Genomic DNA, 19,949 nt, shown 5'->3' on the forward strand with positions numbered 1-19,949 from the left:
TCTGTCGTCATACGTGCTGCGTCATACGCCATACGTCACACGTCCTGCCCGGGCGAGCCAGGCTCTCACGAATGACGTATGACGCATGACGATTGACGACCGCTCCGGTGCTACTGCTCCCGTGCCATCTGCTCGGCACGCTCGACCGCCTCGTCGATGGTGCCTACCATGTAGAAGGCCTGCTCAGGCAGCGAGTCGTGCTTGCCCTCGAGGATCTCCTTGAAGCCGCGCACCGTCTCCGAGCGCTCGACGTAGCGGCCCGGACGGCCGGTGAAGGCCTCGGCCACGAACATCGGCTGCGACAGGAACCGCTGAATCTTGCGCGCGCGCGCCACGATCAGCTTGTCATCCTCGCTCAATTCCTCGATACCGAGGATGGCGATGATGTCCTGCAGGTCGCGGTAGCGCTGCAGCACTCGCTGGACCTCGCGGGCGACCTCGTAGTGCTCCTGACCCACGATGTTGGGGTCAAGGATGCGCGAGGTCGACGCCAGCGGGTCCACCGCCGGGAAGAGACCCTGCTCCGCGATCGAGCGCTCCAGCGAGATCGTCGCGTCGAGGTGGGCGAAGGTCGTGGCCGGCGCCGGGTCGGTGTAGTCGTCAGCCGGGACGTACACCGCCTGCACCGAGGTGATCGAGCCGCGCTTGGTGGAGGTGATGCGCTCCTGCAGCTGGCCCATCTCGGTCGCCAGCGTCGGCTGGTAACCCACCGCGCTCGGCATACGGCCCAGCAGCGCCGACACCTCCGAACCCGCCTGGACGAAGCGGAAGATGTTGTCGATGAAGAGGAGGACGTCGCGCCCCTCGTCCCGGAAGTACTCGGCCATGGTCAGCCCGGTCAGGCCGACGCGCAGACGCGCTCCGGGCGGCTCGTTCATCTGCCCGAAGACCAGCACCGTCTTGTCAGCGACGCCGGACTCCCGCATCTCACCCCAGAGCTGCGTACCCTCGCGGGTCCGCTCGCCCACACCGGTGAAGACCGAGTAGCCACCGTGCTCGGCCGCGATGTTCCGGATCAGCTCCATGATGATAACCGTCTTGCCGACGCCGGCGCCGCCGAACACGCCCGTCTTACCACCCTTGGTAAAGGGGGCGATCAGGTCGATCACCTTGAGCCCGGTCTCGAACGGCTCGACGTCCGTGGACTGCTCTTCGAAGCTCGGCGCCGGCCGGTGGATCGGGTAGTACACGTCCGCCTGCGGCGGCGGTCCGTCATCGACGGGGCGGCCGACGACGTTGAAGATGCGGCCGAGGGTCGCCGGGCCGACGGGCACCTTGATCGGGCCGCCGGTGTCGATGACCGGCATACCGCGGCGCAGACCGTCAGTGCTGCTCATCGCCACGGTCCGCACCCAGTCGTTGCCCAGGTGCTGCTGCACCTCGAGCACCAGCGGCTCCTCGCCCTCCCGCTCTACTTCGAGGGCGTTGTAGATATCCGGCAGTTGGTCCGGCGGGAACTCGACGTCCACCACCGCGCCGGTAATCTGGACGATCCGGCCTGTCGCTACCGTGGTTGCCATGTCCGGTGTATCCTCCCTTGCCCGCGGCGGCGCCACCGCCCGTCCGGGCGCCTCTGGCTAGCCCAACGCCGCTGCGCCGGCCGCAATTTCCGTCACCTCGCGGGTGATCTGGGCCTGGCGCGCCTTGTTGTAGGTGAGCGTCAACTCCGACACCAACTCGCGCGCGTTGTCGGTCGCATTGCGCATGGCCACCATGCGGGCACTCTGCTCGCTCGCGATCGACTCCAGCAGCGCCTGGTAGATCTGCACTTCGACGAAGCGCGGCAGCAGCGCTTCCAGCACGGCCTCCGGGCTGGGCTCGAAGATGTAGTCCGTCACCTCGTCCGTGCCGGGCGGTGCCTCGATCGGCAATACCTGCAGCACTTCCGGCACCTGGCGCAGCGTGTTGATGAAGCGCGTGTACACCACGTACACCGCATCGACCTTGCCCGCGACAAAGTCGTCGGTCGCGATCCGCACCACGGGCCGGATCGATTCCAGTGTCGGGTAGTCGCCGACATCGGTGAAGGACGCGACCAGGGGCCGGCCGTACCGCGTCAGGAAGTCGCGCCCCTTCCGGCCGATGGTCACTACGTCGATGTTTTCCAGCGACTCCGGCCGCTCGTCGGTCATGAACTGAATGGCGCGGCGAATGACGTTCGTATTGAACGCACCGGCCAGCCCGCGGTCGGAGGTGATCAGGATGATCTGCGAGCGCTGAATCGGCCGCTTGGCAAGGAGCGGGTAGCGCGCCTGCTCCTCCGCATCGCCCATTGCCGCCAGATCACCGATCATGGCGCGGATGCGCTCGGCGTAAGGCCGGGTGGCCAGCACGTGCTGCTGCGCCCGCCGCATCTTCGATGCGGCGACCATCTCCATCGCGCGGGTGATCTGCGCCGTGTTACGCACGCTGCGGATGCGGCGCCGGATCTCTCGCGGTGTGGGCACGGTCCGTCTCCTCCCTCAGATCCCCGCCGCTATCCTGCCTGGGCGCCAGCCCACATCGACCGCTTGAACTCCTCAACGGACTTCCGCAGCTCCTCGATCATCTCATCGGAGAGCTGCTTCTCGGTCACGATGCGCTGCAGCAGGTCCGCCTTGCTGGTCCGCATGTAGTCGAGGTACTGCTCCTCGAACGCACGCACCCGCTCCACCGGCACCTCGTCGAGGTACCCGTTCGTCGCGACCCAGATGATCGCCACCTGCTCCTCAACCGGCATCGGCTGGTACTGCGGCTGCTTGAGCACCTCGGTCAGCCGCTGGCCACGGTCGATCTGCCGCTTGGTGGCAGGGTCCAGGTCGGAACCAAACTGGGCGAACGCCGCCAGCGAGCGGTACTGTGCCAGCTCCAGGCGCAGCCGGCCGGCAACCTGGCGCATCGCCCGGATCTGAGCGTCACCACCCACCCGGGACACCGACAGACCCGCGTTGATCGCCGGGCGGACACCCGCGTAGAACAGGTCCGGCTCCAGGTAGATCTGGCCGTCGGTAATGGAGATGACGTTCGTCGGGATGTAGGCCGACACGTCGTTCCCCTGCGTCTCAATGATCGGCAGCGCGGTCAGGCTCCCACCCCCCAGATCATCGCGGAGCCGCGCGGCGCGCTCCAGCAGGCGCGAGTGCAGGTAGAAGACGTCGCCCGGGTACGCCTCACGGCCCGGCGGACGGCGCTGCAGCAGCGCGACCTGGCGGTACGCCCAGGCGTGCTTGGAGAGGTCGTCGTAGACGACCAGCGCGTGGCCGCCGCTCTCCATCACTTCTTCGCCCATGGCGCAGCCGGCGTACGGTGCCAGGTACTGCAGCGGCGCCGGGTCGGCCGCCGACGCGACGACCACGATGGTGTTCTCCATCGCGCCCTCGCGCTCGAGGGTCGCCACGATCTGCGCCACCTGCGACTGCTTCTGGCCAATGGCCACGTAGATGCTGACGACGCCGGTGTCACGCTGGTTGATGATCGTATCCAGGGCGACGGCCGTCTTGCCCGTCTGGCGGTCGCCGATGATCAGCTCCCGCTGGCCGCGGCCGATCGGAATCATGCTGTCGATCGCCTTGATACCGGTCTGGAGCGCCGTGTCCACGTTCTGCCGGGCCACCACACCGGGGGCGATCCGCTCCAGCGGCCGGAAGCGATCGGTCTGGATCGGGCCCTTGCCGTCGATCGGCTCGCCGAGGGCGTTCACCACGCGGCCGAGGAGAGCCGGGCCGACCGGAACCTGCGCGATGCGGCCGGTCGCCTTGACCTCGTCACCCTCCTCGATGTCGGTGTAATCACCGAGGATGATGACGCCGACCGAGTCCTCCTCGAGGTTGAAGGCCATGCCCATCACCCCGTTGGAGAACTCCACCAACTCGCTGGCCATGACGTCGCGCAAGCCATGCACGGTCGCGATACCGTCACCGACCTCGACGACATAGCCGACATTGGTGACGACCATGCGGCTGCCGTAGTTCTCGATCTGTTGGCGCAGAATGTCGCTGATCTCGGTAGGTCGTACGACCATGGTTCCTCCCGATTATCCGCTTGGGCCGCTCGTCTCTGTCACGTCAGGAGCCGGTTCGCTCGCCCGACTCGGGACGGCCCCGGCTAGCTCACCATCCGCTGTCGAAGCTGGTGGAGTTGCGTCCGCACGCTGCCGTCGATCAGGTTGTCCTCCACCCGCACGACGATACCGCCGATGATGTCGGGATCGACCCGCGGCCGCATCTCGACCTGTTTGCCGATCAAGGCCGCCACGCGCTCGCGCACCTGCGCCTGCTCGTCCTCATCGAGCGGGACCGCGGTCGTCACCTCGGCAACGGCAATGCCGCGCTCCTCCATGACGAGCTGCTGGAAGACCTCGGCCACCTGCGGGAGCTGTGGCAGCCGCCCGCGCTCCAGGAGCAGCAAGGTCAGATTACGCACGAGCTGCTGCGACTCATCCGGCAGGATCGCCTCGATCGCCTGCCGCTTGGCCGTCTCGGGCACTGCCGGGCTCTCGAAGAAATCCGACACGCTCGGGTTCGCCAGGACGCCCGCCAGTTGACGCAGATCCTGCTCCCACTGGTCGAGCTCGCCGCGCTCCCGAGCAATCTCAAACGCCGCTTGTGCGTACCGCTTGGCCGCGCCGGGCACTGGCATCGCACTCTCCCCCTTGCATCCGCGTCACTCGCGGGCGCGGCCGTTGCCGGCCTCAGCCAGGGTCTCCTGGATCAGGCGCGCCTGATCGGCCCGATCCAGCTCCCGCCGCACAATCTTGGTGGCGGCGGCAATCGCCAGATCAGCGACATCCTGGCGGAGCTGCTGCCACGCCTGCTGCTGCTCGGCCTGGATCGTCGCGCGCGCCTTCTCGATCATCTGCTCAGCCTCGGCCCGGGCCTGCTCCTGCGCACGGGCGAGCATCTGCTCGCTGTTCTCCCGTGCCTGCGCCAGAATCTGCTGGGCCTCGCGGCGCGCCTGGTTGAGCACCTCTTCATTCTGGGCGCGCGTAGCCTCCAGCTCACGCTGCATGCGCTCCGCCGCCTCCATACCCTCCTGGATGCGCCGGCGCCGCTCGTCGAGCATGTTGGTGATCGGGCCCAGCGCCAACTTCCAGAAGATCGCGACGAACGCGACGAACGCGATCAACTGGATGATGAGGTTGGCGGGATTGATGCCGAGATCTTCCATCAGCGCTTCCTCATGGTCTTGATCGCTCCCCGGTTGCGCGATCAGCCGGTCAGACGGTCTCCACACCCATCAGTCGGAGCGGGGCCTCCGTGTCCCGAGTGAGATGTGCCGGTGGCGCCCCGCAACCGGAGCGCCACCGGCGGCACGCACTAGAGAACAAAGGCAATGACGATGGCGACCACGAACGCGTAGATGGCGACCGCCTCGGCCAGGGCCGCGCCGATGATCATCGTGATACGGATCGCGCCCTCGGCCTCAGGGTTGCGACCGAGCGCCTCCATGGCCGCCCGCACCGCCATACCAATACCCAGCGCCGGACCCAGCGAGCCAAGCCCGATGGCCAGCGCGGCGGCCAGCGGCACAATAACAGCTGGGTCGGTCACGTTGGCGAACACGCTAGACATCCTCCTCCCATCGGCCCGCACGCGCGCGCCGACGATCGTCTAACACCCAGACCCTCGCCCCTTCGGGCGACCGTCCACAAATTCCGGATGCACGCTAGTCGCCACCGCTCGTCGCCGGTGTGACCGCGTGCTGAGAACCCTCCGCTTCGTGCACCGCTTCCTCGGCATGATCGTCATGCCCATCCGCGGTGGCCAAGACGATGTAGATCAACGTCAGCAGTGCAAAGACCAGTGCCTGGATGAACCCGAACAGAACCTCCAGGTACAGGAAGATCACCGGGACCAGGAGCCCCACCACGGTGATCTTGATGGCGTTCGCCATCGCGTACATCACCGTGAGCAGAACCTCACCGGCAAAGATGTTGCCGAAGAGTCGGAAGGCCAGCGAAATGATGCGGGAGAACTCACCGATGACTTCGATCGGGAACAAGAACGGCGGGTTGGCCATGTGCTTGATCCGGCCACCCACTCCATGGGCGCGGATACCGGCCACCTGGACCACCAGGAACGTGACGACCGCCATCGCCAGCGTCATGTTGAGGTCTGCGCTCGGCGGGCGGAACAACGGTGTCTCGAGGTGCCCGTGGTCATCCACCAACCCGATCGTGCCGATCCCGGGCAGGAGCCCGGAGTAGTTCGAGACGATGATGAAGATGAACAGCCCACCGACCAGGGGGAAGATGGTCCGACCAGCCCGCTTCCCCGCGGCACCCTCAACCATCCCGAGCATAAACTCGGTGGCCAACTCGAACACCGACTGCGCAAAGCCGGGGACAAGCGTGGCGCGACGGGCGATGACGGTGCCGACGATGATCAGCGCGGCCATGACGATGAGCATCGTGAGGAAGGAGTTGGTGATGTTGAGCGTCAGCCCCGTCCCGGGGATCGGGACGGACCAGAGCGTCTCCGCTGCTACCGCAACGTGAACTTCCATCAAGGCTCCTCTTCGTTCGGCTCCGTCTTCGCCGACCGCTCGATTGCATCACGTTTGCGCACACGAATCAACCCCTTGTCCGAGCGACTGATCATTGCTAGCTCGTACAAGAGGTAACCCGCTGCCGCGATGCCGAGCCCCACCCCCACCAGGGTGAAAATGGGCGCTGTGCCCAGCCAGCGGTCCAGGAACAGCCCGCCCAGGATGCACAGCATCAAACTGCTGACAGTCGAGCACCCTAAACCGGTGGCCGTGCCTATGGCACGCCAATCGCGCTCGCTGCCGAGTTTGCTGAGCGGGTCCGCCATCAGCACCCCGCCAACTTTGAGAATGCTATCACAATCTCCCCGGACCGCGCAATCAACCGAGTCCGGTTCGCTAGTCGTTTGCCGTCGTCGGGGCCGCCTCGATCTCACGCAGCGGCAGCGGCCGCTGATCGCCCTCCCGCAGTGCCTCCAGCGCCGCGCCGACAAACCCTTCGAACAGCGGATGCGGCCGGGTCGGCCGGGACTTGAACTCCGGGTGGAACTGCACCCCGACGAACCACGGGTGATCCCGCAGCTCCATTACCTCGACCAGCCGGCCGTCGGGCGACGTTCCCGCCACGATCAGCCCGGCCTCCTCCAGGCGCGGCAGGTAGTCGTTGTTGATCTCCCAGCGGTGCCGGTGCCGCTCGTCCACCACGTCCTGGCCGTACGCCTCGGCAACCCGCGTGCCCGGGACGAGCCGACACGGGTACAGCCCTAGGCGCATCGTCCCGCCCAGATCCACACCGCGCTGGTCCGGCATCAGACCCACCACCGGGTCCGGCGTCGCCGGGTCGATCTCGGTGGTGTTGGCCCGCTCAAGTCCGAGCACGTTGCGCGACACCTCGATCACCGCCATGTGCAAGCCGTAGCACAGACCAAGATACGGGATCTTGTGCTCACGTGCAAATCGGACCGCCGCCAGTTTCCCCTCGACACCCCGCGCCCCGAAACCGCCCGGGACGACGATGCCGAAGGCCCGCCGGAGCTGCTGCGCGATGCTCTCCGGGCTCGACAGATCCGAGTTGACCCAGATCACGTCGACGGCCACGTCGTGGGCCAGACCGGCGTGAGTCAGGGCCTCGACGACACTCATGTACGCATCGTGCAGCTCGACGTACTTGCCGACCAGGGCGATCTCCACCCGCCGCCGCGGATGCTTCAACCGGTGGACCATGTTCGCCCACTCGTTCAGGTCCGGCGGCGCATCCGACCAGCCGAAGTGCTCAGCGATGTAGCGGCCCAGCCCGGCCTCCTCAAGCATCAGCGGCACCTCGTAGATGGTCTCGGCCGTCGGCAGCGGGATGACCGCATCCTCGTCCACGTCGCAGAAGAGCGCGATCTTGGCCTGCACGTCCTGCGGCACCGGCTTGTCGGCCCGGCAGACAATCACGTCGGGCTGGATGCCGATGGCGCGCAACTCCTTCACGCTGTGCTGGGTCGGCTTGGTCTTCAACTCGCCGGTGCTGCCGACATACGGCAGCAGCGTGACATGGATGTAGAGGACGTTGCGCCGCCCCTCCTCCTTGCGCATCTGGCGGATCGCCTCGAGGAACGGCTGGCCCTCGATGTCGCCCACGGTGCCACCCACCTCGACGACCACCACGTCAGGCTGCCGCTCCTCCGCAACCAGACGGATGCGATCCTTGATCTCGTTCGTGATGTGGGGGATGACCTGAACCGTGCCGCCGAGGAAGTCACCCCGGCGTTCCTTGGCGATGACGGCCGAGTAGACCTGGCCGGTCGTGACGTTGGAAGATCGACTGAGGTTTTCGTCGGTGAATCGCTCGTAGTGGCCGAGGTCGAGGTCGGTCTCAGCGCCGTCGTCGGTTACGAAGACTTCGCCGTGCTGGAAGGGAGACATCGTGCCGGGGTCGACATTGAGGTACGGGTCGAGCTTCATGATAGCGACGCTGAGCCCCCGACCCTTGAGGAGGCGACCGATCGAGGCGGTCGTGATCCCCTTACCGACTGACGACACAACCCCACCGGTCACAAAGATGTACTTTGGCATCCCCGTTGCCCTTCTGCGCCACGTCGGCGAGAGCCACCAGTCTCATTGAAACCGCCGCGTCGTCCGCTCGCGTCCCGCCATTCCACGAGCGAATCGCGTGCCCTCATGGCTGCAGCAGCACCACCTCCACCGTCTCACCCAGGTCCGACTTCCGGATCGACACCCGGTCGCGCGGCTCAACCGCCGCGGCGCCCATCGCCTTCAGGAAGCGATCGACCGGGTCACGATCGTGATCCCCCTCTGGAGTCCGGAACTGCATGGGGATGACCACCGAGGGCTCAATCTGGCCGATCACCTCGGCCGCGCCTGATGCATCGAGCGTCGGCCCGCCGCCGACCGGCACCAACAGGACGTCGACGCCGTTCAGCGCCGCTGCCTCGCTTTCGCTCAAGGTATGCCCCAGGTCCCCCAGATGGCAGATGACCAGATCGTCGATCTCCACCGTGTAAACAGTGTTCTTTCCCAGGCGTTTCCCGCCCTCGGAGTCATGGTAGGTCCGCACGCCCTGGATGAAGACCTCGCGGATCTCGTACTCTCCCGGACCCGTGATAAGGCGGTAGCCTGGGCGGACCCGATCGACCGCGTTGTGACCCGGATGATCGTGGCTCACCGTGACGATGTCTGCCTGCTGCAGTGGGAGGCGGTAGCCCGTCTCCGGCCCGACCGGGTCCATCAAGACCACGGCGTCACGGCCCCGGATCCGAAAACATGCATGGCCCAACCACTTGATCTCAGGCATCTATCGGCTACCCGTTCGAACGCTATTCGTCTGTCGAGTGGGCTTATCTGGGAGATGAATCCCGCGGCCTAGGAGAGTATACCAACGCCGTCTCAGGGCAACCAGTAGCCCAGCTCACGACTCCCAGAGCCGCGCCCTCGGCTACCTGTCACACCGCGACCGCATCGAAGTCCGCCACCGCGCGGCGGATCGGCTCGGGGATCGGTTTGGAACGACCCGCATGCCGCACGTGGTTCACCAGCACGAGCCGCCCCTGAGCCAGCACGGCGCCGTCGCGCTCTCGTACCGCCACGGTCGCAAACTCGAGGCTGCTGTTCCCGATCCGCACGCATCGCACCCCGATGCGGACCGTGTCGTCCAGCCGCGCCGACCCGAGGTAGTCGATCTCCACCCGGCGGAAGACGGTGTCAAACTCGCCGCTGGGCTCCGTCTCGGAGAGCGGGATGCCCAGCGCCGCGAAGTACTCGTAGATCCCCTGGCTGAAGTATTCGAGGTAGACGCCGAAATAGACGATGTCCTGCCGGTCGACGTCGCGGTAGCGCACCCGGATCGGGTGCCAGAATCGGAACTGTTCCAGATCCTCGGCCACCGCTGTCCTCCCCTCGACCCCGATCGAAGCGCCACGCCGGGTGAGTTAGCCGGACTATAACAGTGTCCGGACAGTGCGGCAACGGCTGAGCCCGGGTCGGCGAGTCCAGTCTGCCCTAGTCCACCTCTGCGGCGTCCTCGTTCTCGCCGAGCACCGCGTCCAACACCGAGCGGACAATGTCCCAGTCGTAGCCACGGCGCTGCAGGAAGCCGGCGAGCCGCCGCCGCTGCACTAGCGGGTCGAGCCCGCGGAGCGAGGTCACCCGCTTCCGCGCCAGGGCCAGCGCCGCGGGGAACTCGTCCCCACCCGCCTCGTCGATCGCCTGATCGACCAGATCGGCGTCGACCCCTTTCGCGCGCAGCTCCGCGCGCAGGCGCCGCCGGCCGCGGGGCTGGTGTTCGGTCCGGTTCTCGACCCAGAAGCGGGCGAATTCCGCGTCATCCAGGTAGCGCCAATCCAGGAGCCGGGCGACGGCCGCCTCGATTGCCTCGTCGCTGAATCCCCGGCGACGCAACCGATCCCGCACCTCCCGCTCCGAGCGGGGTCGGTAGCCCAGGAAGTGCAGTGCCGCGTTGGTGGCACGCGCCGCTTCATCCGCGCGCAGCAGGTCTGCCACCTCTGCCGCGCTCAGCGACCGCCCGACGAAGAGCCCCTCGCGCGCCGCGATCTCTCGCGCGACGCCGAAGGCGAACTGGCCGTCGAGAAAGACGCTGACGCGCTCCGGGTCACGGGCCTGGTCGGCGATCTCGGTGATCGTGCCGGAACGGATGTTCTCCTCAGCCATGCACCCAGTATGCCAGATCGTGCGTTCTACGGATACCTGGTCAGGGATGGTAGGATTCGGCCGGAAGGTGACGGGACATCACCTGGTTAGGTCCGCAGCGTGATCGTAACCCCCAGCCGTCAAACAAGCAGCGTTCGGCAGCGCTCCCGGCGACGGGCAGTGTTGCGCGCCATCGTTCTCGTGTTCGTCGCGGCCATCATGCTCGGCACGTTGGCCGCCGGTCTGCTTGCCCTGGCGATCTACCACCAGGCGCGCCAGGACGAAACCGCGGAGGCCGACGCCATCGTGGTGTTGGGGACGGCCCAGTTCGACGGCCGCCCCTCGCCGACCTTCCAGGCGCGACTGGACCACGCGCGGGCGTTGTTCGAAGCCGGCTACGCCCCGCTGATCGTCCTCACGGGCGGAGCAGCCGAGGGGGATTGGACCTCCGAGGCAGAAGCCGGGCGGAACTACCTTATCGAGCAGGGCGTGCCCAGCGGTGTCTTGTTGAGCGTGCCCGCTGGACGCACCTCGAGTGAGAGCCTGCGCGAGGCTGAGCCGGAGCTGCGCGAGCGTGGCATATCACGGATTCTGCTGGTCAGCGACCCGTTCCACATGTTCCGCGTCAAGCGGATCGCCAGGGACCTCGGCTTCTCACCGCTGGCCTCGCCGACGCGCTCCAGTCCGATCCGCGAGGACAGCAGCCTCGAATACCGCTACATGGCCCGAGAGATTGGCGCATACCTCGCCTATGTCTTCATCAAGGAGTAACGCCGCGTGTCCCTACAGCGGCCGCGCGGCGTACATCAGTGGAGTGAGGTGCACCATCGCCGCCCCGAGAGCTACGGCCAGCCCGAAATACACCGCAGACACCGCCACGCGCTGCGCGAGGGGCACCCGGTAGTACGCCGGGTCGGCTTGGGTGCGCCGCCACATGTTGATCAGTTCGCCGGCCGCGAACACGCCGATGAGGATGAAAATCGGGCTGGGCATCCGGAACATGAGCACCCCGAGCCCGAGCAAGCCGAGCACCCACAACCAGCGCGAGATCGCCGCCACAGCCCGGCCGCCGTCGAGCGGCGGGATCGGCAACAGGTTGAAGAGGTTGAGGACCACGCCGAGATAGGTCAGCACCAGCCACAGCCCGTGCCCGGTGACGACGTACATGCCCCACGCCGCCAGCGCGCCGAGCGACCCGAGCACCGGCCCGCCCAGTCCGACCTTCGCCTCCATGACGGCGTCGCGCGGCAACTGGCGCATCCCGATGAAGGCCCCCAGGAAGGGGATGAAGATCGGCGCGGTGGCCCTCACGCCGAAGCGGCGCAGCACCACAACATGGCCCATCTCATGGACGAAGAGCAGGGCCACCAGACCGACGGCGAACTGCCAGCCGAAGGCGAGGGCATAGGCCGCGACACTGACAAACGCACTGGCCACCGGACCCAGCACTGGTCCCTTCAGTAGCAGCTTCAGTGGAGCCAGGAGCGCCTTCGCCTTGGAGAGGACGCCGATGACCAACACCAGCGGCGCCAGCCAGCGGCGAAGCTGGCGCGATCGACGCCGCGGCGCCTGCTCCAGGACGCCCGTCTCAGGGTTCACTCGATAATCGGCTTCGATGACCTGATCGGGGTCGAGCCGCATCCAACACCTCGTTCAACCTTGCGCGGGGATCCGGCGACGTCCGGCCCGCGCGAACCTTGAGTCACATCAACTCAAGCATACACCATCCCACCAAGGATCGGCCATCGGATCCCAGGCATCGACCGCGGCAGTCACGACCCGCCCACCCAAAACACGACGGTGTGCTGTCGACCTTGAGCACAGCCGATGCCGGGGATACGGCCGCAATTGGGCCGGGACGTACCGTGCGCCCACCCATCGCGCACCGGCGGCCACGCGGCACAGCCGCTGCGTCCGCCTCAAAGCTCGACGGTTGCGGAGCCCACACGGCATCCGGTTCTGTTACGTCGTGGGTGGTCCAATGGGGATGCGGACCGGTACGTTCCAGGCGCGATAGGCGATGGTCCAGGTGACGCCGTCCGGCATGATTCGTCGCAACTCCTGCGGGATCCCGGTCGCCGAATCCACGCGGAGTGTCGCCTCAGCGTCTCCGGCCCGGCTACGCCAGCGGAGGGTGACGGCGGGCTCCCCATCGACGATCACCGGGTCGGCTGCGAGAGCCGCGGCCGGGAGGAACGCTTGTATGCGCCCCCACGCGCCTTCTTCCTCCGATACTGGACTCCACACTCCGTCGCGGCCCTCCCATGAACGGGCGCCGTTGGTGATGAGCTCACGCGTCTCGCTCCCGCTCGGATTGGTGTAGGTGGTTGTGCTCACGAGCCGGTCCTGCTTGAGATCGAAGGTCATGATCGTCTCTGCCCGGTTCCCGTTGCCGTAGTCGATCTGTGCAACGATCTCGCCCGTCTCGAGCCCGGCTTCGACCTCAGACACCCGCTGGACCCACTCGGCGGCCGTCATCGGCGGCGGCGCGCGCGGCGGGACCCCGGGCTGGTTCGGGACGGCGACTACCCCACCCGCTGCCTGCGGCTGCGCCACCCGGACCTGGTCGACCCCCGCCACGGGCGTGAAGGACACACCCGGCCCCGGCGGGCGGATCGAGCGCGTAACCATGTAACCGTCGAGCGAACTGATGGCGAAGAGAACCCCGAGGAGCATGACCGCACCGACGGCCAAGGAGAGCGCCGCAAGTAGCAGCGGGTTCCGCCTGGCGAACCACGTAACCGCCCGGGCCGGACTTGACCCCGGGCCGGCGGGTACCGATGCGTCGCCGGCGCTCCCGGGCGCGGGGAGGCACCGGAAAGGATGGGACTGCAGCCCGCTCACGCAGGTGAGCACCTCTTCGATCTGGCGCTCCGCCGATCCGGCCGCGCGCGCCGCCCCGGACTCACTCCCCGAACCGGAATCAGTCATGCTGTCTGCTGGATCCCGCCCGTTCCCGTTCACCGCACGCTGCCCGACACGTCCACGCTCGGGACAAACCTCAGGATCACCACGCAATGCACCCGTTCCGCTCCGATCACCCGGAGGGACGTCAAGGCGAGGCTGATCGCCTCCTCCAACACGCTCACTCCCTGACCCAGGGCCTATGGCCATGCCCGACCGCAGCGAGCCACCACCGCCAGCGCGCCCACCCGTCGGCGTCTGCCAGCCCGATCCTCCAGCGACAATCTGATGAACTCGCTGCCGAGAGAGCAGAACCGCCACGCTCCGCATGCCGATCGGCCAGTGCCATGCTGGGCGCATAGGCCGATCCCCGCCTGGATATGCGCTCGGAGCGGCAGCGATGGCGGGGCGTCCGGGGCATGCCGGCTTGCCGTGGCGGTCCTCCCCCTCATGCCACATGTGACGCCACCCGACCGGGCGGGTATCGACGTCGGAGACCACAACCTCCCGCGCCGGTCGGGCGCACGGCACATCGGTCGCTTCCACCCGAGCCCCGCAGGGCAGCGACGCCCATTGCCACCGCCGCGCTGCGGTGGCGAGGCTTGGCAGGTGCGGGTACCCCGGGCTGCTCGCTCAAACCGCGAGCAGCGACCCGCTCGTCGTACGACGCACCCCGATCGTAACGTTGCGGCCTAACTACTCTGTGACACCGAAGGAGATCGGACCTGACAGATTCGACGCACAGGAAGCCCGACCGCCCGGCAGACGGTCGAGTCGTTACGCAGAGGATTGTGACACTGGCCGGACACGCCGGTTGTTCACCGGAACGGCGACTCTGGCGTGTGCAGCGATATGCTCCGTGCGCGAGGGCGACGTTGAAGGGGCGGCCGCCGGCCGCCCCTTACCCAACTTGCTTATCCAGCCGAAATGGCCGACGCGTGGTGATCGCGCGCTGCTAACACGGAGTCGAGGTCCGTGACGTTCGCCCGCGGCGCGGGGCGGAAGACGTAGCCCACGCCCCGCACCGTGTGCAGGTACTCCGGCGCCGCCGGGTCCCGCTCCAGCTTCTTGCGCAACCGGCTGATGTACACATCCACCCGGTTGCTCTCCCCCACAAAGTCGTACCCCCACGTCCGCTCGATCAACGTCTCCCGGCTGATGGTGATCTGACTGTTGCGCATCAGACACTCCAACAGCCGCATCTCCGTCGGCGTCAGCAGCACCGGCTCCCGCCCGGCCACCCGCACCGTCAACTCCCCAATCGCCAGCTCGACGTCCCCCACCTTCAGCACCGTGCCCATCGCCTGGTAGTCCGCCCGCTGGCAGCGGCGCGCCACCGCCCCCACCCGCGCCACCAGCTCGGCCGGGTCGTAGGGCTCGACGATGAAGTCATCGGCGCCGTGCTCGAAGGCGCGCACCTTGGCCCGGGTGCTGCCCTGCTCGCTGACGAAGATCAGCGGCCCGGTGTAGCGCCGCCCGCGCAGCTCCTTGCACAGCTCCCAGCCGTCCAGGTCCGGCAGCTCCGCCTCCAGCAGCACCGCGTCGACGCCACCCTCTACGACCGCCCGGATCGCGGCAGCGGCAGAACGGACGAGGATCACCTCATTGCCGGCCTCTGCCAGCACGTAGCGTAAGACCTCTCCCGTGATCGGTCTGGGGTCGACGATCACCACCCGCATGAGAGTCCCTCCCTCCCGCACGCGTCTGCCGGCGTGTCGCGGCCGGTGCCCGCCCGGGGGTTATCCCAGGGATGTCCCCCAACCACCGGGTTGCTGGCTCCACACCACGAACCAGCCCGTCGTCGTGCATTACCGCAACGGGCTGATACCGGCAGAACCGCTCGCGCGTCGTTGTGGCGGCGATATCGAAACCTCGATCGAAACGCGCATCCCGTACGCGTGCGACGGGAATCGCCGCTACTCGTTGCGTCCTACCAGGCCCCACCGTCACTGTACAACGGTGTCGTTAGGAGCGATCTGGATACAGAATACGACCTGATTACCCAAATGTCAATGATTGCGCAAGACATGCTGCGTGAAGAGATATTAAGGTTGTCACGTATGGGTCGCGTGGCACAAAACCACGCGTGCGTTCGCGTTCAAGCGTCAGTGCAGACGCACGACGTGGTCCTGGCCAATGGTCGCTCGAGTGCCGTACGAGTCCGGCGCTCAAGAGACACGGCCGCCGCGGAAACCCGCGGCGGCCGCTTCACCCATCCCAGCGAGAACGGTCCTAGCCGGCAACGATGTTCACCAGACGTCCCGGAACGTAGATCGTGCGCCGGACCGTGCGGCCCTGCAGGTGCTCGCGAACACGGTTACTCGCCGTAGCCAGCTCGATCGCGCGCTCCTCGGTGATGTCCGCCGGAACCTCCAGCCGATCCCGAACCTTGCCGTTGACCTGCACCACCAGCTCGATCATCTCGGCGGCTGCCAGCTCCGGGTCGTACTGGGGCCAGGACTGCTGGTGCACGCTGTACGGCTGTCCCAGCCGCTCCCACAGCTCTTCGGCCAGGTAGGGCGTCGATGGCGCCAGCAACAGCACCAGCGTCCGCATCGCTTCCCGCCACGCCTCCGTGCGCACCACCTCGGTGTCGCGCAGCGACGACAGCTCGTTCACGAACTCCATCAGCCGCGCGACCATCGTGTTGAACTGGAACGTCGAGATGTCCTCAGTCACCGCTTTGATGGTGCGGTGCGTGATCTTGCGCAGCTTGTGCGCGGCCTCCCCGTCCGGCCCGTCGGCCGGCGTATCAGCCGTCTCGGTCACGATCGTCCAGACGCGCCGGACGAATCGCTCCACGCCCGCAATGCCGCGCGACGACCACGGCCCTCCCTGCTCCCACGGCGCGATGAACATTAGGTACAGCCGCACGGTGTCGGCGCCCAACTGCGCGACCAGATCGTCCGGATCGACGACGTTCCCGCGGCTCTTGGACATCTTTTCGTTGTCCTCACCCAGGATGATCCCCTGGTTGAACAACCGCAGGAACGGCTCGTCGAAGGGCAGCAGGCCCAGGTCCCGCAGCGCCTTGGTGAAGAACCGCGCGTACATCAGGTGCATCGTCGCGTGCTCGATGCCACCCGTGTACTGGTCCACCGGCGTCCAGTACGCGATCGCGTCCGGGTCGAACGGCCGGTCGGCTTCGTGCGGGCTGACGTAGCGGTACTGGTACCAGGACGAGTCGACGAAGGTGTCCATGGTGTCGGTCTCACGCCGCGCCGGGCCACCACACTCGGGGCACGTCGTGTTGACGAAGCGCTCGTCGGTCTTCAGCGGCGACACCCCGGTGGGCGTGAATTCGGCGTCCTCCGGCAGCAGCACCGGCAACTGATCCTCCGGGACCGGCACCGTGCCACACTTGTCGCAGTACACGATCGGGATCGGCGTCCCCCAGTAGCGCTGGCGCGAGATCAGCCAGTCCCGCAGGCGGTACGTGACCGCATGGGAGCCCAGCCCCTGCTCCTCCAGCCACTCGGTGACGCGCCGCACGGCCTCGCCGCCGGCCGTCGGGGTCCCGTCGAAGGGCCCGGAGTTGACCATCACTCCGTCGCCCGGGTACGCCTCGGTCATCGTCGCCGGGTCCAGCGGCTCCCCTTCGGGCTGGATCACCACCTGGATTGGCAGGTCATACTTGCGGGCGAACTCGAAGTCGCGCTGGTCGTGCGCGGGTACCGCCATGATCGCCCCGGTGCCGTAGCTCATCAGCACGTAGTCGGCGATCCAGACCGGAATCTGAGCGCCGTTCACCGGGTTGATGGCGTACCCGCCGGTGAAGACGCCGGTCTTCTCCCGGTCGGTCGCCGTCCGCTCGATGTCGGTCTCCCGCCGCGTCTGATCCACGTACGCCTCGACGGCGGCCCGCTGCTCGGGGCTCGTCAGCCGCTCAACCAGCGGATGCTCGGGCGCCAGCACCATGAAGGTCGCACCCCACAACGTGTCCGGCCGTGTGGTGAAGATCTCGATCGCATCCCCCACCGCCGTCTGGAAGCGCACACGCGCGCCTTCAGAGCGGCCGATCCAGTTGCGCTGCATCGTCATGACCCGCTCGGGCCACTCGATGCCGTCGAAGTTCAGCAGCTCCTCGGCGTACTTGGTGATGCGGAAGAACCACTGTTCCAGGTCGCGCCGGTAGACCTCGGTCCCGCAGCGCTCGCAGCGGCCGTCGATGACCTGCTCGTTCGCCAGCACCGTCTGGTCTTTCGGGCACCACCAGACCGGTGCGCTGGCGCGGTAGGCCAGGCCATTCTTGTAGAACTGCAGGAAGAACCACTGGTTCCAGCGGTAGTAGTCCGGCAGACAGGTGACGACCTCGCGCGACCAATCAAACATCGCGCCCATCGAGCGCAACTGCCGGCGCATGCGCTCGATGTTGTCCATGGTCCACTTGAACGGATGGATGCCCCGCGTGATCGCAGCGTTCTCCGCCGGCAAGCCGAAGGCATCGAACCCCATCGGGAACAGCACGTTGTAACCCGACATGCGCTTGAAGCGCGCGGCTGCATCGGACGGCGCCATCGCGTACCAGTGTCCGATGTGCAGGTCGCCCGACGGGTATGGGTACATCGTCAGGTGGTACCACTTGGGGCGATTCGGGTCCTCGACGACGCGGTAGATCCCGGTCTCGTCCCAAATCTTGCGCCATTTCTCTTCGATCGCGTGCGGCTCATACGCCTCGCGCCGCACCACCTGCTTCGCGGTCGTCATCATCATCCTCCTGTTACGCACCGTTGCGTAGGGGCAAGCGTCGTCATCGTCGCGGGCGGCGATGGGGACTACGCCGCCGAGACAGGGGACGGGCCCGCGGCAAGCGCCGGCGCGCCGCCGACCGTGCCGTACCGCCCCGGGCACCCCCGGTGTCCGGCTAGGTACGAACGAGATCGGCGCCTCGGGACGATCGCCATGGTCACGCCCCTTCCGGTCACGCGGGCCTCCAGTGACGTGGCCTTAAACGAGACGAGCCTTTCTCCCATTCAGGGACGAAAGGCTCGTCTTCCGCGGTACCACCCTGGTTGATAGGCGGTCTGTGGTGGAGCTGAGGGGACTCGAACCCCTGACTTCAACACTGCCAGTGTTGCGCTCTCCCAGCTGAGCTACAGCCCCGCGCCTATCCGCTCTCAACCCGATAACGGAGGTTACCCGGTGACGACTACCGGCGGTCGCCCTCACCGTCACAGCTCCCGGGCGAGTTCGGCCTCTGCGCTGCCTCGCACCTCCCGGCAGCTCGCTGTCGATACGGCCTACTACTCCCGTTCGACGCCTTTACCACTGTGAAGGATGCGGAGGGACGCGCCCTCCGCCGACCGAAATGGTAGCACAGCCCTGCTCTCAGTGTCAAACGACTCTCGGTCCTGGCTCGGCCGGGGCAGACATGCGCCTCAGGCTCCGCGACGACCCCGGCACGCCACCGCCACGTGTTGTGCCGCTCGCGTCGCCGCATCCCCGTCAGTCGCCCCGCGGTCCCCGCTCCCGCCGCCTCGGTGCCTGCGGCTGGTACGGGATCGGTACGTACTCCACACTGGGCCGCCGCTGCACCGACTGCGGGTAGAGATCCATCAGTGCATAGATCTCCCGCGGCATCTTGTCGCTCACCGGGAGGCCGAGCCCGCGCGCCTGCTCCACGTCGATCGGGTAGTCGTGGGTCCACTGTCCGCCGCTCAGGGCGCGTGCAGCGCGGTCCGCCTCCTCCGGCGGGAGATGCTTCACCAGCAGGTTGTATGTTGTCGCGTAGACCTGCTCGAGCGCCTTGCGTGCCATGTCACCCAGGATCAATGTCTGGTCGTCGCGATTCGGGTTCGGCTCCTCAAGCGCCTTCAGGATCGAGGCCGCGGGGTAGGAGCCGCCCTGTGGGCTGCCGAGCTGCGGGTCCACCGGGCCGAGCACGGCGTCGGGGTCCATTACGATCTCGTCGGCACCGAGCGCGATGAGAGTCCCACCAGACATGGCGTAGTGCGGGACGAAGACCGTTACCCGCCCCTTGTGACGCCGCAGCGCCTCAGCGATCTGCTCGGCTGCCAGTACCAACCCACCCGGCGTGTGGAGCACCACGTCGACCGGCATGTCCTCCGGCGTCAGCCGGATGGCACGCAGTACCTGTTCCGAGTCTTCGATGTCGATGTAGCGGGCGATCGGGAAGCCGAGCAGGCTCATCGTTTCCTGGCGGTGGATGATCGTGATGACGCGCGAGCCGCGCATCCGCTCGATCTGTCGAATCATCGACCGGCGCCGCGCTGTCTGGATCTGTCGCTGCAGCACGGGGACGAATAACTGGAGCAGGATGATGAGCCAGACAACGTTCAGAATATCGCCCATTGCCCGTTTTCCCTCGAATCCAACAGCACCCCGCACCGGGATGCGAGCATCGGCCGCACCCCGTGCGCCCTCCACCACCATGCTACGATTACCACGATTCCCTGCGGCCGAGCGCGGTG

Annotated in this window: 18 protein-coding genes and 1 tRNA gene; 1 reads left to right on the top strand and 18 read right to left on the bottom strand. The window is 67.0% G+C overall.

Annotated features, from left to right (window positions below):
* Nucleotides 1–110: 110 nt before the first annotated feature.
* The 12 genes from atpD to STHE_RS07240 form a co-directional block, all read right to left on the bottom strand.
* The gene (gene atpD, locus STHE_RS07185; protein ID WP_012871903.1) at nucleotides 111–1,520 is read right to left on the bottom strand and encodes a F0F1 ATP synthase subunit beta; all 1,410 of its coding nucleotides are present in this window, start codon (nucleotides 1,518–1,520) and stop codon (nucleotides 111–113) included.
* A 57-nt stretch (nucleotides 1,521–1,577) separates the two neighbouring features.
* Complete coding sequence (locus tag STHE_RS07190; protein WP_012871904.1) at nucleotides 1,578–2,447, bottom strand: F0F1 ATP synthase subunit gamma; 870 nt, start codon at nucleotides 2,445–2,447, stop codon at nucleotides 1,578–1,580.
* 29 nt (nucleotides 2,448–2,476) lie between these two features.
* On the bottom strand, nucleotides 2,477–4,000 hold the full coding sequence (gene atpA / locus STHE_RS07195; RefSeq protein WP_012871905.1) for a F0F1 ATP synthase subunit alpha: 1,524 nt from the start codon (nucleotides 3,998–4,000) through the stop codon (nucleotides 2,477–2,479).
* A gap of 83 nt (nucleotides 4,001–4,083) precedes the next feature.
* A complete protein-coding gene (atpH, locus tag STHE_RS07200; RefSeq protein WP_012871906.1) occupies nucleotides 4,084–4,617 on the bottom strand; it encodes an ATP synthase F1 subunit delta in 534 nt (177 codons plus the stop codon).
* Between the two features lie 24 nt (nucleotides 4,618–4,641).
* Nucleotides 4,642–5,145, bottom strand: coding sequence for a F0F1 ATP synthase subunit B (atpF, locus tag STHE_RS07205; RefSeq protein WP_012871907.1), 504 nt, complete (start codon nucleotides 5,143–5,145; stop codon nucleotides 4,642–4,644).
* Between the two features lie 149 nt (nucleotides 5,146–5,294).
* Entirely contained in the window at nucleotides 5,295–5,540 is a 246-nt protein-coding gene (gene atpE / locus STHE_RS07210; protein ID WP_012871908.1) for an ATP synthase F0 subunit C, read from the bottom strand.
* Between the two features lie 103 nt (nucleotides 5,541–5,643).
* Complete coding sequence (gene atpB / locus STHE_RS07215; protein WP_012871909.1) at nucleotides 5,644–6,483, bottom strand: F0F1 ATP synthase subunit A; 840 nt, start codon at nucleotides 6,481–6,483, stop codon at nucleotides 5,644–5,646.
* Nucleotides 6,483–6,791, bottom strand: a complete 309-nt coding sequence (locus STHE_RS07220) for an AtpZ/AtpI family protein (RefSeq protein WP_012871910.1) — start codon at nucleotides 6,789–6,791, stop codon at nucleotides 6,483–6,485. Before STHE_RS07220 ends, atpB begins: the two co-directional genes overlap by 1 nt.
* A gap of 70 nt (nucleotides 6,792–6,861) precedes the next feature.
* The gene (locus STHE_RS07225; protein WP_012871911.1) at nucleotides 6,862–8,523 is read right to left on the bottom strand and encodes a CTP synthase; all 1,662 of its coding nucleotides are present in this window, start codon (nucleotides 8,521–8,523) and stop codon (nucleotides 6,862–6,864) included.
* 103 nt (nucleotides 8,524–8,626) lie between these two features.
* Nucleotides 8,627–9,262 (bottom strand): MBL fold metallo-hydrolase, encoded by a 636-nt coding sequence (locus STHE_RS07230; protein ID WP_012871912.1) that lies wholly within the window; start codon nucleotides 9,260–9,262, stop codon nucleotides 8,627–8,629.
* Nucleotides 9,263–9,410: 148 nt separating this feature from the next.
* A complete protein-coding gene (locus STHE_RS07235) occupies nucleotides 9,411–9,851 on the bottom strand; it encodes an acyl-CoA thioesterase (protein WP_012871913.1) in 441 nt (146 codons plus the stop codon).
* 115 nt (nucleotides 9,852–9,966) lie between these two features.
* A complete protein-coding gene (locus STHE_RS07240; protein WP_012871914.1) occupies nucleotides 9,967–10,635 on the bottom strand; it encodes a regulatory protein RecX in 669 nt (222 codons plus the stop codon).
* Nucleotides 10,636–10,794: 159 nt separating this feature from the next.
* Here STHE_RS07240 and STHE_RS07245 point away from each other — a divergent pair, with 159 nt between their 5' ends.
* Entirely contained in the window at nucleotides 10,795–11,385 is a 591-nt protein-coding gene (locus STHE_RS07245) for a YdcF family protein (RefSeq protein WP_410338566.1), read from the top strand.
* Between the two features lie 12 nt (nucleotides 11,386–11,397).
* Here STHE_RS07245 and STHE_RS07250 read toward each other — a convergent pair whose 3' ends face one another.
* From STHE_RS07250 to STHE_RS07275, 6 genes are all read right to left on the bottom strand, one after another.
* On the bottom strand, nucleotides 11,398–12,255 hold the full coding sequence (locus STHE_RS07250) for a site-2 protease family protein (protein WP_012871916.1): 858 nt from the start codon (nucleotides 12,253–12,255) through the stop codon (nucleotides 11,398–11,400).
* Nucleotides 12,256–12,576: 321 nt separating this feature from the next.
* Nucleotides 12,577–13,290 carry a hypothetical protein gene (locus tag STHE_RS07255; RefSeq protein ID WP_169308183.1) on the bottom strand — a complete coding sequence of 238 codons (714 nt, stop codon included), beginning with the start codon at nucleotides 13,288–13,290 and terminating at the stop codon, nucleotides 12,577–12,579.
* A gap of 1,142 nt (nucleotides 13,291–14,432) precedes the next feature.
* A complete protein-coding gene (locus STHE_RS07260) occupies nucleotides 14,433–15,197 on the bottom strand; it encodes a response regulator transcription factor (protein WP_012871919.1) in 765 nt (254 codons plus the stop codon).
* Nucleotides 15,198–15,750: 553 nt separating this feature from the next.
* Nucleotides 15,751–18,225, bottom strand: coding sequence for a leucine--tRNA ligase (leuS, locus tag STHE_RS07265; RefSeq protein ID WP_012871920.1), 2,475 nt, complete (start codon nucleotides 18,223–18,225; stop codon nucleotides 15,751–15,753).
* 320 nt (nucleotides 18,226–18,545) lie between these two features.
* Nucleotides 18,546–18,621 (bottom strand) — tRNA-Ala (locus tag STHE_RS07270).
* 342 nt (nucleotides 18,622–18,963) lie between these two features.
* Nucleotides 18,964–19,830, bottom strand: coding sequence for an SDH family Clp fold serine proteinase (locus tag STHE_RS07275; protein WP_012871921.1), 867 nt, complete (start codon nucleotides 19,828–19,830; stop codon nucleotides 18,964–18,966).
* Between the last annotated feature and the right edge of the window lie 119 nt (nucleotides 19,831–19,949).

Source organism: Sphaerobacter thermophilus DSM 20745 (assembly GCF_000024985.1).
In the GTDB taxonomy this organism is placed as follows: Bacteria; Chloroflexota; Chloroflexia; order Thermomicrobiales; family Thermomicrobiaceae; genus Sphaerobacter; species Sphaerobacter thermophilus.